We start from the raw sequence: 12,607 nt of genomic DNA, 5'->3' as shown, positions 1-12,607 counted from the left end.
GGCTTGTATCGAGGCGAAGCCTCGATGGGGACTTTAGTCCCCTTTTTTGTTCGTGCCCCTATCGGGGGCACACTGCTTTTTCCCAATCATGGCCCAGGACTTCAGTCCTGGGAGGCCTTGTGGGTCGGCAAAAATTTGTTGTATCTTTGCATTATGAAAAGAGTGGTGCAACATAGTGCCTTGCAATTGGCCATCTTGTATTTGCTGCTGCTGGGCGGAGTACAGGGTATGGCTGGTGGGGCAGAGCGTCCTGTAGGCGAGCAGCATGCTTATGTTGTTTCCAATGGGCTTGCTGTACCGCAGGGTACTTTTTCAGAGCCACTGAATGTGCTCTTAAGTGAGTTGGCCAATCAGGCCGATTTTCAGATAAAGCTGCCGGGGAAGAAGAGCGACATACACTCTCCTGCAGCTTTGGCTTTTATTGCTCTGCAGTTGCGTCAGGACCTTCAAGAGACGCGCTGGCTGGTGGTTGAGCCGCAGGTCTTCGACCTTCTTTTTCCTTTTCATTATTATTCCTGAAAACTGTTGTTTGTCCCCAAACGGAATAAAGTTTGGGTTTCATTAAATGCAGCGCTTGGTCGCCTTTATAAGGTGGGCCGCTTTGTGCATGTATGTTGTATTACAATGGTTTAATTTTAAATGATATAGAAATGAGTACAGGAATGATAGTATTGAGCGCAGTGCTGGTAGCGCTGTTGTTCACCCCCTTTATATTTTTTAGAGACGGGAAAGAAAAGAACCGTAAGAAAGCTTTGTTGGCCTTGTTGACCGAAATGGCCGCGGCTGATGGCGGGCACTTATCGGTTCATGAGTTGTGGAATAATGCCGGAATAGGGATGGATGCTCAAAATGCTTTCTTGGTTTTTGCACGCGGAGAAGAGGCACAACGTCAAACTGCTCGTATTCGTCTGAATCAGGTGAAAAGTTGTCGTGTTGACGTGGTTTCAAGAACTGTTGAACGCAAAAGTGATGCGGTAAAGATTATCGAAGTTGTGGCTTTGGAATTGCAGATGAAGCAGGCTAGAGAAACAAGCAAACGCCTGGTCTTTTATGATTCGGAGGTGGATGGTTTTGCGGTGTCGAACGAGCTGCGTTTGGCCGAGCTCTGGCAGACAAGGATTAGAGAGGTGCTGGGGAGTGCTCCGGAGCGTGTAGCGCGGACAGCGGTGGCGTAAGTGGTGAAAAACCCCAAGGGTTGAAGTCCGCACGGCTGCTGGGCGGTACTTATCGGCATACGGATTTTAGCGACCGACATGGGATAAGGTTTCGGGCTGAAATGAGTTTCTAAAAGAAAGCTGTACTTTTGCCGTTCTGGTAGATGATGTATGGCCCCACAATTTTTCTTTTTTAATCCCACCTGTGAAATGGCCGTGGCCAACGGACAGGTTTCGTACCAGCCGCCGGCGCATTTGCGTGCTTTTGAGCGGGAGCTGGCACTGCTGCCGTTGTGGCTGGCGGGGGAGGGCGACTGGCTGTGGCTGCCTGCGTCGGTGGACAAGGCCTTTGCGGCTTATCTGAGGCAGGTGGGTGGCCCAAAAGTGCAGTGGGCTACAGAACAAGAGCTTCCCAAAAACACGCTTGTTTCGGCACAGCCCTGGGGTTGGAGTCCCGCCGCCATTCGCTGGTTACGAGCTTTGGGACTGGAGCCGACACCCCATCCTCTGCTTCCGTGGCAGTCGGACCACCGCGACTTGCTGAGTCGCTATACCGGCAGGGAGTTGGCTTTGCGAATGAAGGGGCTGATAAAAGGAACTGTGCTTTTGGCCATTCCTGAAGTGCCCCGTGTTTTGCAGCGGCCCGAAGAGCTGGAAGTCCTCGAAGCCACAATGACGCAGCCCTGGTTGCTGAAAGCTCCCTGGAGTGCTTCCGGCAGGGGCTTGTTCAAGATTCGTTCGCGCTCCGAAGGCACAGCCCGTAACCCCTGGGTTTTGGGTAAGCTGCGCCAGCAGGGCGCGCTGCTGGCCGAACCCTTCCTCGACAAGGTGCAGGACTTGTCCTTTCATTTTGTGTTGGATACCCAGGGGGTACATTTTAGCGGCACCACTTTTTTTGAGACGGATAAGGACGGGCAGTTTTTGGGTTGTTATGCCGGGCAGCGGCCTACTGAAAAGTGGGGTGCTTTTCCGATGGAGGAGGCGTTGCTTGCTGCTGCAGGGCAATTGCAGGAGGCTTTGAGCGGGATGGATTTGCACCTGCACTACCACGGTTTTGCCGGGGTGGATGCCCTGTTGTTTAGGGACGAGGCGGGTGCTTTGCGTTTGCATCCTTGCATTGAGTTGAATTTGCGCAGCACCATGGGGCGATTGAATCTGGCTTTGGAGCAGCGGCTGCATCCCCAAAGCAGTGGGTTTTGGCGCATTGAAAGGAGGGAGGTGCAGGTGGCTGCGCAGGAATGGGCCTTGAATCCACCCCTGCTGAAGGAGGGGCGCTGGTTCGGTGGGACTTTCCCTTTGACGCCGGCACCGGTGGGTGCCGGTTTTCAGGCGGTACTCAGGCTTGAGTTTAAGGGGTAGGGGCTGAAAAAGAAGCCTTGGGATAAAGCAGACTAAGAACTGCTTTGAGCGTTTAAACTTCTCAATCTTTGGGCTGTTCCGGCACCGGCAGCAGTCCATCATCGAGCATCTTACGGGTGAACTTATAGCCCGTTTCTATAATGGCATCTGCCTTGTCAAAATCCCAGAAGGAGAAGTCGACCATGGCCGGAGGGTCAATCAGGTAGTCGCACATATCCATGGCGGGTCGTACGTTTTCGCCGATGCTCAGACTAAAGGTGCGTTCGGCCACTTCGGTGATGCCGTCAAATTTTTTCACCTCGCCAATGTAATTGACGTGTACCCCAATGAGGGTTTTGCACAGCGACCGAATGGCGTCGGCCGGCAAGTTGTCGTACAGCCCCCCGTCGATGTAAGTCGTCCCCTTAATCACCTGGGGGGCAAAGATGATGGGCACGGCACAGGAGGCCAGTACGTAATCGAAGAGGGGTCCTTCGCTGATGATTTCTTTTTGGCCCTTATTGATGTTCGAAACGGCCAGACAGAAAGGCTTTTTGAGTACAGAGAAGTCGTCCTTCTCGATGTGTTTCTCGAGCAGCTTGCGCAGCTCGGTGACCTGGAAAAGTCCGTTCTTGCCCCAGGCCGGACGTACCATTTTCAGCACCGGCTGCTTGTTCACCAGCTCCTTGATTTCATCAGGCTTTAGTCCCGCAGCATACAGCACGCCCACCAGGGAACCCATGCTGGTGCCCGACACCACTTCGGGGTGAATACCGGCTTCTTCCAGGGCTTTAAGTACCCCAATGTGGGCAAAGCCTCTGGCGCTGCCCCCACTTAGGGCTATGCCTAAGCCCTTGGGTTCCGGTTGATTGTCCTTGCTCTTGGCAAACCAGTCGAATATTCCCATGTCCGCAATTTTTTGTCTAAAATAATAAAAAAAGGAACACCCGGGGATGTTCCTTTTTTTCTCACATTTGTTGTTCTAAAAAACGTTTACTGCGATGATTTGTACAACAGCAACGCGGTGTAGGTATTGATGCCGCCGCTTGAATGGGCCGCATATTCCACATCGAGTATTTGCTCGGGCGTGATTTTGTTTTCCGAAAGGAAGGCATTCATCTGCTCGTCCAACGACATGTCGTAATCATCCAATCCAGTGTACTGGAAATGCTTGGTTAAAACTCTCTCCATTATGAATCCTTTTATTATTGTTGTTGAATAATCCCAATGCCTACCTATACGCACCGCGACCTAAATAGATACACAATAAAGTAAGTATTTGCCCGATAAAATCAGACCAGCAAGTCAATCAGGTGTTTCCAGAATTTCTCTACCGAGGGGATGTGCAAGCGCTCATCGGGCGAGTGGGCTCCCTTGATGGTGGGCCCGATGGAAATCATGTCGAGACCCGGATATTTTTTCAGGAAAAGGCCACATTCCAATCCCGCATGAATGGCCTTGACTTCAGGCTCTTGTTGAAAGAGCTTCCGGTAGGAGGCCACACTGTTTTTGAGCAAAGGAGAATCCGGGTTGGGCGCCCAACCCGGGTAGCCGTCGGAGTGCCTTACCCGGGCACCACCCAGGTCAAAGCAGGCTTTTACCACAGCAGCCAGATGGTCGCGGGCACTTTCGATGGCGCTGCGCTGACTTGTCGATACCACCAGCTGTCCCTCCACCTCCTTAATCGAGGCCAGATTGGTCGAAGTCTCCACCAGTCCCGCCACCTGTTGACTCATGGCCATAACCCCGTGGGGCAGGGCCATCAGGGTGTTGACCAGCTTATGGTGAAAGTCGGCCCGGTACACCTGCGCGGGCAGGTCGGCCGACTCCAGTTCCAGTTTAAAATTCGGTTCGGTGACGGTAAATTCCTCCTCGAGGTCGGCCGTCATACAATTGAGCAATACCCTTACCTGCTCCTTGTACTTGCGGGGAACCACGCCCAGGGCCCGCGCTTCGCGCGCCAGGGCATTGCGCAGGTTGCCCCCTTCTATGCTGGCGAGACGAAAATCGAAGTCGCGCGTTGCCTCCCAAAGGTAGCGGGTGAGCCACTTCACGGCATTACCCAGTCCTTTATGAATGTCGTCGCCCGAGTGCCCTCCGGTCAGTCCCCTTACCCGCACTTCAAAGGCAAAACTGCCCGCCGGCGTGGCTTCCCATTCGGGGATAAAGGTCCCCACCGAGTCTATCCCTCCGGCACAGCCAATAAAAATTTCTCCTTCGTCCTCCGAGTCCAGATTCAACAGCGTTTTGCCCTCAAAGAAACCCGCTTCGAGTCCGAAAGCTCCGGTCAGCCCCGTTTCCTCGTCCACCGTAAACAAGCACTCCAGCGGAACGTGCGGCAAGGTTTTATCGGCCAGCAAAGCCAGCTGGGCCGCCATGCCAATGCCGTCGTCGGCCCCCAGGGTGGTGCCAGTAGCCTTCACCCAATCCCCTTCAATACGCGGAAGAATGGGGTCTTGCAGAAAGTCGTGCGCCACCTCACTGTTTTTCTCGCAAACCATATCGATGTGCGACTGCAGCACCACCGGCGGCCGGTCTTCCAGTCCCCCCGTCCCCGCCTTCTTTATCAGAATATTGCCAATGGCATCTTCCCTGACTTCGAGTCCCTGCTTTTGGGCAAAGTCGACCAGGTAGGCACGGATGCGTTCTTCTTTTTTGGAGGGGCGGGGTACCTGACAAATTTCGTGGAAGTACTGCCAAATGCCGGCCGGTTGTAAATCTGTAAAAGGATATTGCTGCATTACATATTGATTTCACGGTCGCGGAAGCCCAAAAGATAAAGGATGGCATCCAGACCAATGGTTGAAATGGCGTGTTTGGCCGAGGCTTTTACCTTAGGCTTGGCGTGGAAGGCAATACCCAGTCCCGCCAATCGCAACATGGGCAAATCGTTGGAGCCATCGCCCACGGCAATTACCTGCTCCAGATGAATATCCTCTTTAAACGCAATAAGCTTCAGCAGCTCCGCCTTTTTTTGTCCGTCGATGATTTCCCCCACATGCTTACCGGTGAGTTTGCCGTCCTTGATTTCGAGCTCGTTGGCAAAGATGTAGTCTATGCCCAGTTTGCCTTTGAGGTAGTTGCCGAAATAGGTGAAGCCGCCCGACAGGATGGCGGTGCGGTAGCCGTATTTCTTGAGGGTTTGAAAGAGGCGCTCGGCCCCTTCGGTAAGCGGGAGACTGTCGGCCACCTCCTTCATCACACTTTCGTCCAAGCCTTTAAGCAGCGCAACGCGCTGCTTGAAACTTTCGTTGAAGTCCATTTCGCCCCGCATGGCGGCCTCGGTAATGGCACTTACCTGCTCGTAAACCCCCGCTTTTCGGGCCAGTTCATCAATAACCTCAGCCTGAATAAGGGTCGAGTCCATATCAAAACACACCAAACGGCGGTTGCGGCGGTAGATGTTGTCTTCCTGAAAAGCGATGTCCACACCGGTTTCTCCCGAAATGTCGATAAAGGTCGTTTTCATGCTTTCAATATCGCGGGGGGTGCCGCGTACCCAGAACTCCACCACACTCTTGTTGTGTTTGCCGTTGTTCAGGGGAACACGGCCGCTGAGGCGACTGATCAGATCGATGTTGAGGCCCTGGTCGGAAATGAGGCGGGTGACTTTAGAAAGCTGTTTGGCGGTGAGCTTGCGCGAGAGCAGGGTCACAATAAAGCGCTCCTTGCCCTGGTGGTTCACCCACTCTTCGTACTTGTGCTCCGGAATGGGCGTGAACTTTATATTGAGGCCCATCTCGTAGGCCTTAAAAAGCAGGTCTTTGAGGATGGGCGAAGATTCCGATTTCTCGGGCACCTCCAGGAGGATGCCCAGACCCAGGTCCTCATGGATAACGGCCTGACCAATGTCCAGGATGTTGACATTGTGTTCGGCCAAAATGTTGGTCAGGGTAGCTGTAACTCCCGGTTTGTCCTCACCGGCAATGTTCAGCAGAATGATTTCTCGTTGTTTGGTCATGGTAGCAACGCTGCGACAGGTTGAATATTAAAATATTTAGGGCACAAAGATAATACAACTGCTGTAGAGTGCCCGTTAATTTTTGGTAAAGCCCTGGTTTTTGCGGCCAAAATGTGCCGGAATCTTCAATTGGGGCAGCAGGGCAAAACCCGGAAGGGTACAAAGCACCACCCAAATAAAGAAAAAGCGATAGCCCAGGAGGTCTTGCAGCCAGCCCGAAGCCATACCCGGCAGCATCATGCCCAGGGCCATGAGTCCCGTTCCAATGGCGTAGTGGGCGGTTTTGTAGGGCCCGTCGGCATAATGAATCAGAAACAGTACATAGGCCGTGAAACCAAAGCCATAACCCAGTTGTTCCAGGGCTATCAGTGCGGCCACCATGGACATACCCTCCGGCTGCCACCAGGCCAGCACCACATAGGCCAGGTTGGGCAGATTCATGGCCAATGCCATGGGCCACAGCCAATAGCGCAAGCATTTTCGGGTAATCAGCCATCCGCCCAGAATGCCTCCCAGCGTCAGCGCCACCACCCCAATGGTCCCGTAAAGTAAGCCCACCGTCTCGGTACTCAGCGCCAGTCCCCCCACCTCCCGGGCATCCAGCAAAAAGGGAGCGGCCAGCTTCACCAGCTGCGCTTCGCCCAGGCGATAGAGCAGCATAAAGGCCACGGCCACCTTCATGCCCGGTTTGGCAAAGAAGGAGCCCAGGGAGGCGCCAACGCCCCGCCACAACTCAGCACCAGTCTGCGCTTCGGTTGCCCCATCGTTTTGGGGCCTGGGCAGACTCCAACTATGCCACAGCGCAGCCACCACCAGCAGCAGTGCCATGGCCACAAAGGTGATTTGCCAGGCCCTGGCGATGCCCATGCGCTGCTCCAGCCAGCCGGCCAGCATCACCAGAAGCCCTTGACCGGTCATCATGGCCAGGCGGTAAAAGGTGCTGCGTATGCCTACAAAAAAAGCCTGCTCGTCCTCCTTCAATCCCAACATATAAAAGCCGTCGGCAGCAATGTCGTGGGTGGCCGAGCTGAAAGCCAGCAGCCAGAAGAAGGCCAGGGTGTAGCGCACAAAAGGATCGACCGGAATACTCAGGGCCACCCCTGCCAGTCCGCCCCCCATCACCAGCTGCATCACCAGTATCCACCAGCGCTTGGTGCGCAACAAATCGACAAAGGGACTCCAAGCCGGTTTGATGAACCAGGGCAGGTAGAGCCAGCTGGTGTACAGTGCAATGTCGGTGTTGGAGAGGCCCAGGCGCTTGTACATGATTACCGATACCGTCATCACCATGACGTAGGGCAGTCCCTGTACAAAATACAAAGAGGGAATCCAGCGCCAACCGTTCCCTTGTTTCGTGTTTTCCATCAATACAGTTTTTTAAGGGCGGCTCCCCTGAAATAGTGCAACAATATCCGGGTGTGGTCTTTGCCGGCGGCCCCCATCACCGCAGCGCCTATCTGACAAAGGCCCACACCGTGACCCCAGCCTGCGCCCCTCAGGCGAAAGGCCTCCGGCAGCGCCGCACCGGCAGGTTGCGCTTCTACCACAAAGGCCGAGCTGTAAAGGTGGGAGGGCGAGAGGGCTTTGCGTATTTCCAGTTCCTTACCCACCACGCAACGACCCTGTGTTCCGGTAATTTCCAGTTCGCTGATGCGCCCCGAGCCGCCTCTTTTTAGGGGGCGGAGACTTTGGATGGCGCCCAGTTCCAGACCGATTTTTTCCTTCAGCAGTCGCTGCAGCTCCTGCTGACTCAGCACCACCTCCCAGCGGAAGAAGTCCTGCGTTTCCTGGTCGTAGTCGTTCAATACCTGAGCCAGCACCTCCCGGTCGCTGGTCCTGCACCAGGCCTCCGGTTGTCCCAGTATCCAGGCCGTTGCCTGCTCCTCCTTACGTAAATTGGGCAAGTCGCCCTGCCCGCCGTCGCGCCAGCTGCCCAGGTAGGGGTGGGGGATGGGCTCCCAGACTTCCTCAAAACTTTCTGTGGCTCCGCCGCAGCACTTTGAGAAACGGGCATCGCAAACCCGGTCGTTGTAAAGCAGGACCTGCCCACTTGTCTCCCGGACCGCCGCTTCAACCCGCGGCTCCGTCGCCCGCGTCAGGCCCTGGTAACGCTGACAGTGGTCGTCGGCACATACATCAAACAGGGCATGGTCTTCCCGGTCGTACCACCTAATGTGCCGTTCCGGGTTGTTGTCCTGGTCTGCTGCCCCGGCGGCATTTCCTCCTTCGGCCGCCTTTTGCAATTGGGCCAGCAGCCAGCTGCGCGACATGATGGCATGGGCCTTCAGAAATTCGGCCGAGGCGGTGGCCTTCATCTCCGAAGAAATGACCGACACCAGATAGTCCTCCAGCTTCAGTACATTAATGACTCTGAGTTGTCCCCCCTCTTCCACCAAACGAAGACTGCCCCGAAAACGCTGGTCCTCCTTCCGCTGCCAGTGAAAATCGATACCGATGGTTATTTGGTGGACCTCCACCACTTCCTGGTCGTAGTTGACCGGTACCAGCGTCAGAGGCAGAGCGGTTTCACCGGTTTTCTGTCCCGCCCGATAACTGAGCAGTCCCCCCGCACCCTTGTGCTCCTTGTCCAGGCTGAAGGTCACCCTGCCGCTGAGCAGCTCCTCGTTCAAACGATAGCTGCCGTGCAGCGTGACTTGTATATCGGGTGCCCGCAGCAGTCCCACCGCTATTTCCGGTTCCTGGTTGTTCCACTTCATAACTTACTAAAATAGGCGCTCAACTTTTCTTTAAATTCCTGCCACTGACCGGCAGGCAAGGTACATTGACTGAGTACGTCGCGCAATTGCGGGGCGTTCAGTTTGTCGTAATCTTCCACGCGGGCACAAATAAAGAGGCCGCCGAAATCTACGGAGGCGGGACTCAACAGCAGGCGTTCTTTTCCTTCGAGGGCGTACTGGCGGGGCCGGTGGGCCCCGCGCGGAAAGAGAAAGAGGCGCCAATGGCTGCCATGGTGGCGCGCCAGCAGGTTGATGCGGGCTTCTTCCTTTTCTTCCTGTAGCTTTTGGAGCTGTTCTAAAATGCTTTGCAATACCTGTTCCAGCCGCTCGCTGTCGTCGTCTTCCAACATCAGGTAGTGGCGTTGCGTGTTGGCCGATGCCTGGATAAGCAAGGCTTCTTGTTCCCAAAGGGTTTCGCGCCTATGTTGCCGCCATTCTTCCTCCAGGGGCATAAGGTCGCTGCTTCCTGCCTGAAAGTGAAAATGGTCGGGTGCCGAGGCCCCGCATTTTGCGCCGTTGTAAAAAACGGTAGTGCCCTTAAGGTGTTGGGCCAAGTGCAGCATGTCGCCTATGCGTCCCGCCAAGCGCTGAGGCACGTGGGTCTTGCTTACGATGGTCAGGTGCTGTGGAAAGATGGGGAAGGGATTCACCAGAATGTGGTAGTCGCTGCCAAAGGGCCAGATGAGCTGTTCGGGCGGGCGTTGTTCGGGACACAAAAAGCAGGCCCGCCGGGCAATGCTTGGGGCATCGGTGGCGGCGGCGGAGGAGCGGATGCGCTGTGGGTTCAGTTGGAGGACAAGGTTTTCGCCTTGTCCCAGGCCGATGCTTCGGGTCATGACTTCCTCCAGACCTTCGAAGCGCTTGCGGGCCTCGGGCCATTGGCTGAGTTGTTCCTGTAAAAAATGTTCGACCGAAAGGTAGTCCATTTGTCTATTTTTTGGCTGTGCGGGCATACAGTTCGAGGGTGCGCAGTCGGTCCTTATACGTATTGTGCGCATTGCTCTGCTGCACATTCAGGTCGGCATCGGTATTGCCTTCCCAGCGGCGACAAAGGTAGAGGGGCGTGTAGATGCGCCCGGTGTGCCAGGTGCGACTCAGTGCCAGGGCTACGGCATAGTCCTCGCCATAGCTTACGTTGGGAAAACCGATTTGACGCAGAATGGGGGTGAAAAAGGCGCGGGGTGCACCCAGTCCGTTGATGCGCAGGGCGTTGTTGGGACCGTTGTGGGGGGTCCATTCGCGGTGGTCGATGAGGCCCGGTGGCAGTTCCTCCAGCTGGAAGTCGACCATCTGGTAGCTGCCCACCAGCAGGGCGCAGCGCTCACGGTAAAAGGTGTCGACGATGGTTTGCAGCACCTGGTCGCTGTTGTACAGGTCGTCGCTGTCGAGCTGCACCACAAAGCGGCCACATTGCGGATGGTAAAGGGCCTCGTTCCAGCAGCCCCCAATGCCCAGCTGCTTGCTTTTAGGTTGCAGGTGCAGCAAATGAGGGTGTTGTTGCGTCAGTGCCTGCAGCCGTTCCGTTGTTCCGTCGTCGGAGTGGTTGTCCACCACCAAAATGTTAAACGGAAAGTCGCACCGCTGGCGCGCTGCCGAAGCGACGGCTTCTTCTATGGTTTTAACGCGGTTGCGAACGGGAATAACGATGCTGGCGGTCACCGGAAACTCGCCTTCTTCGAGGGGGGCTTCTTTAAAAGGGGCCTGGAGCAGAGCGCCCAGCTCGCTCAAATGCCGGGTGCAGACGGCCTCCATCTCTATTTGCACCTCGCGGTTGCGCGGGTCCACATAATCGAATTGCTGTTGTCCCGTTTTGCGCTTATCGTTGTCCCGACTGTAGCTGTAAAGATATTCCGGCAGGCGAAGGATGCGTCCCCGGCGGGCCAGATGCAGGCGCACCGCGTACCAGGCTGCGTAGTTATGGTCGTCCAGCTGGTCCACGGCAAGTTTAAAGGCAGCGGTCTGGACCAGTACCAGGGGACCAAAATCAAAATCGTCGCGGAGACTCCCATCCTGGTAGTCGATGTGGGGCCAGGCTTGCAGTTGGCCGTCCTTTTCGCGGTAGGCGTCGGCATAGACCAGCAGGGCGCCGGTGTTTTCTGCTGTTTGCAGGAGGCGCTCCCGGGCCCGGGGCAGCCATTCAATGTCGGCTTCCCTGAGTTGCAGCAACAGGTAGGGTGCCTTGCAGCTTTGTGCAATACTTTTCAGGGCCGCAGTCGAGGGCTGCAGCAAAAGGTGCTTCTCTATTTTGTCCATATTTAGGCGCCGATGTATTTCAACAGTTCGTAAACCAAAAAGGCGGGCCACACCAGGGCCTTTAAAAAGCCGAGTACGCCTGCCCAGAAACTGGTGGCTCCGGAAATGAAGTAGATGGCTGCGCCAATGAGGCCCAATCCGTAAATGGCACCTGAAGTTCCGCTGTCTTTGCTCATGACCTTTGTGTTTGGTGAATTAATGCTTAATTTGTGTCGGCTTTGTACCGCAACAAGGTGTAAATATAGCCAAGAGCCGGCGGAGTAACCAAAGATTTTTAAAAGAAGATGAAGCTGATTGCCGATAGTGGGTCCAGTAAAACGGAGTGGTGTTTGTTTGCTGCCGATGGCGGGGTTCAGGAAAATGCCTTAAGTGCAGGCATCAATCCTTTTTATCAAGAGCTGACCGACATAGAAAAAGTGTTGATGGAACTGCCCGGATGGGTGGGGGTTCAGGAAGTTTGGTTTTATGGTGCGGGTTGTGCCGGTGAGGCGCAACGCAATAAGCTGGTGACTGCGCTCGAAGGGCGCTTTCCCGGTGCCCGGGTGGAGGTCGAAAGCGACCTTTTGGGGGCTGCTCGTGGTTTGTGTGGACGCTCAGAGGGCCTTGTTGCCATTCTGGGTACGGGCTCCAATTCCTGCCATTATAACGGGCGCGAGATTGTTGAGCACATTTCGCCCCTGGGTTTTATTCTGGGGGATGAGGGCAGTGGTGCGGTGCTGGGACGCAAGTTGGTATCCGCGGTTTTTAAACGACAGTTGCCGGCCGATTTGTCGGCTGCTTTTATCGGGCGCTACGACCTTTCTGCCTTGCAGGTGGTAGAGCGGGTGTATCGTCAGCCTTTTCCGAATCGCTTTTTAGCGGGCTTTGTCCCTTTTATTCTGGAGCATTTGGAGGTGCCGGTTGTACGTCGGCTGGTTAGGGAGAGTTTTGTCGAGTTTTTTGACCGCAACATTTTGCTTTATCCGGGGCACCGGGAGCTGCCCTTGCACTTTACGGGGAGTGTAGCCTGGTTTTTCCGGGAGCTGCTGGAGGAGGTGGCGTTGGAGAAGGGCTGCCGTTTGGGAGAGGTGAGGCGGTCGCCGATGGAGGCTCTAATGGTGTTTCATGCTGCTGAACGCGCCTGACAGAAAACACCTGTTCAATTCGCTTGATGTGTACCATCT

13 protein-coding genes are annotated in these 12,607 nt (G+C 55.2%); 4 read left to right on the top strand and 9 right to left on the bottom strand.

From position 1 onward, the window contains the following. Positions 1–153 precede the first annotated feature (153 nt). The 3 genes from B4W65_RS09315 to B4W65_RS09305 all read left to right on the top strand — a co-directional run bounded on the left by B4W65_RS09315 (position 154) and on the right by B4W65_RS09305 (position 2,513). On the top strand, positions 154–519 hold the full coding sequence (locus B4W65_RS09315) for a hypothetical protein (protein WP_146697759.1): 366 nt from the start codon (positions 154–156) through the stop codon (positions 517–519). Between the two features lie 131 nt (positions 520–650). Next, complete coding sequence (locus B4W65_RS09310; protein ID WP_146697758.1) at positions 651–1,175, top strand: hypothetical protein; 525 nt, start codon at positions 651–653, stop codon at positions 1,173–1,175. A 150-nt stretch (positions 1,176–1,325) separates the two neighbouring features. Next, a complete protein-coding gene (locus tag B4W65_RS09305) occupies positions 1,326–2,513 on the top strand; it encodes a hypothetical protein (RefSeq protein ID WP_088654876.1) in 1,188 nt (395 codons plus the stop codon). A gap of 61 nt (positions 2,514–2,574) precedes the next feature. Here the strand turns inward: B4W65_RS09305 and B4W65_RS09300 are convergent, their stop codons facing one another. From B4W65_RS09300 to B4W65_RS17385, 9 genes are all read right to left on the bottom strand, one after another. Next, positions 2,575–3,399 (bottom strand): patatin-like phospholipase family protein, encoded by an 825-nt coding sequence (locus B4W65_RS09300; RefSeq protein WP_088654875.1) that lies wholly within the window; start codon positions 3,397–3,399, stop codon positions 2,575–2,577. Positions 3,400–3,485: 86 nt separating this feature from the next. Continuing rightward, positions 3,486–3,683, bottom strand: a complete 198-nt coding sequence (locus tag B4W65_RS09295; RefSeq protein ID WP_088654874.1) for a hypothetical protein — start codon at positions 3,681–3,683, stop codon at positions 3,486–3,488. Positions 3,684–3,784: 101 nt separating this feature from the next. After that, positions 3,785–5,233 carry an aminoacyl-histidine dipeptidase gene (locus B4W65_RS09290; protein WP_088654873.1) on the bottom strand — a complete coding sequence of 483 codons (1,449 nt, stop codon included), beginning with the start codon at positions 5,231–5,233 and terminating at the stop codon, positions 3,785–3,787. Then, positions 5,233–6,453 (bottom strand): phosphoserine phosphatase SerB, encoded by a 1,221-nt coding sequence (gene serB, locus B4W65_RS09285; protein WP_088654872.1) that lies wholly within the window; start codon positions 6,451–6,453, stop codon positions 5,233–5,235. Before serB ends, B4W65_RS09290 begins: the two co-directional genes overlap by 1 nt. A 75-nt stretch (positions 6,454–6,528) precedes the next feature. Further along, positions 6,529–7,818: an MFS transporter gene (locus B4W65_RS09280; RefSeq protein ID WP_088654871.1), complete on the bottom strand. Its 1,290-nt coding sequence runs from the start codon at positions 7,816–7,818 to the stop codon at positions 6,529–6,531. Next, a complete protein-coding gene (locus tag B4W65_RS09275) occupies positions 7,818–9,170 on the bottom strand; it encodes a SpoIID/LytB domain-containing protein (RefSeq protein WP_088654870.1) in 1,353 nt (450 codons plus the stop codon). The genes B4W65_RS09280 and B4W65_RS09275 overlap by 1 nt, the downstream gene beginning before the upstream one ends. Then, positions 9,167–10,117 (bottom strand): DUF4922 domain-containing protein, encoded by a 951-nt coding sequence (locus tag B4W65_RS09270; RefSeq protein ID WP_158522819.1) that lies wholly within the window; start codon positions 10,115–10,117, stop codon positions 9,167–9,169. Before B4W65_RS09270 ends, B4W65_RS09275 begins: the two co-directional genes overlap by 4 nt. Positions 10,118–10,121: 4 nt before the next feature. Beyond that, positions 10,122–11,444, bottom strand: a complete 1,323-nt coding sequence (locus B4W65_RS09265) for a glycosyltransferase family 2 protein (protein ID WP_088654869.1) — start codon at positions 11,442–11,444, stop codon at positions 10,122–10,124. A 2-nt stretch (positions 11,445–11,446) separates the two neighbouring features. Further along, positions 11,447–11,620 carry a hypothetical protein gene (locus B4W65_RS17385; RefSeq protein ID WP_169713475.1) on the bottom strand — a complete coding sequence of 58 codons (174 nt, stop codon included), beginning with the start codon at positions 11,618–11,620 and terminating at the stop codon, positions 11,447–11,449. 108 nt (positions 11,621–11,728) lie between these two features. Here B4W65_RS17385 and B4W65_RS09260 point away from each other — a divergent pair, with 108 nt between their 5' ends. Then, positions 11,729–12,568 carry an ATPase gene (locus B4W65_RS09260; RefSeq protein ID WP_088654868.1) on the top strand — a complete coding sequence of 280 codons (840 nt, stop codon included), beginning with the start codon at positions 11,729–11,731 and terminating at the stop codon, positions 12,566–12,568. Positions 12,569–12,607 lie beyond the last annotated feature (39 nt).

The organism is Geofilum rhodophaeum, from assembly GCF_002210225.1.
Taxonomy (GTDB): domain Bacteria; phylum Bacteroidota; class Bacteroidia; order Bacteroidales; family Marinilabiliaceae; genus Geofilum; species Geofilum rhodophaeum.
The sequence above is the reverse complement of the archived record's forward strand: the minus strand, read 5'-3'. Positions and strand labels throughout refer to the sequence as shown.

Bases quoted from the DNA above. Each gene is read 5' to 3' on its own strand.
- B4W65_RS09315 (WP_146697759.1), top strand. From the start codon at position 154: ATGAAAAGAGTGGTGCAACATAGTGCCTTGCAATTGGCCATCTTGTAT.
- B4W65_RS09310 (WP_146697758.1), top strand. From the start codon at position 651: ATGAGTACAGGAATGATAGTATTGAGCGCAGTGCTGGTAGCGCTGTTG.
- B4W65_RS09305 (WP_088654876.1), top strand. From the start codon at position 1,326: ATGGCCCCACAATTTTTCTTTTTTAATCCCACCTGTGAAATGGCCGTG.
- B4W65_RS09300 (WP_088654875.1), bottom strand. From the start codon at position 3,399: ATGGGAATATTCGACTGGTTTGCCAAGAGCAAGGACAATCAACCGGAA.
- B4W65_RS09295 (WP_088654874.1), bottom strand. From the start codon at position 3,683: ATGGAGAGAGTTTTAACCAAGCATTTCCAGTACACTGGATTGGATGAT.
- B4W65_RS09290 (WP_088654873.1), bottom strand. From the start codon at position 5,233: ATGCAGCAATATCCTTTTACAGATTTACAACCGGCCGGCATTTGGCAG.
- serB (WP_088654872.1), bottom strand. From the start codon at position 6,453: ATGACCAAACAACGAGAAATCATTCTGCTGAACATTGCCGGTGAGGAC.
- B4W65_RS09280 (WP_088654871.1), bottom strand. From the start codon at position 7,818: ATGGAAAACACGAAACAAGGGAACGGTTGGCGCTGGATTCCCTCTTTG.
- B4W65_RS09275 (WP_088654870.1), bottom strand. From the start codon at position 9,170: ATGAAGTGGAACAACCAGGAACCGGAAATAGCGGTGGGACTGCTGCGG.
- B4W65_RS09270 (WP_158522819.1), bottom strand. From the start codon at position 10,117: ATGGACTACCTTTCGGTCGAACATTTTTTACAGGAACAACTCAGCCAA.
- B4W65_RS09265 (WP_088654869.1), bottom strand. From the start codon at position 11,444: ATGGACAAAATAGAGAAGCACCTTTTGCTGCAGCCCTCGACTGCGGCC.
- B4W65_RS17385 (WP_169713475.1), bottom strand. From the start codon at position 11,620: ATGAGCAAAGACAGCGGAACTTCAGGTGCCATTTACGGATTGGGCCTC.
- B4W65_RS09260 (WP_088654868.1), top strand. From the start codon at position 11,729: ATGAAGCTGATTGCCGATAGTGGGTCCAGTAAAACGGAGTGGTGTTTG.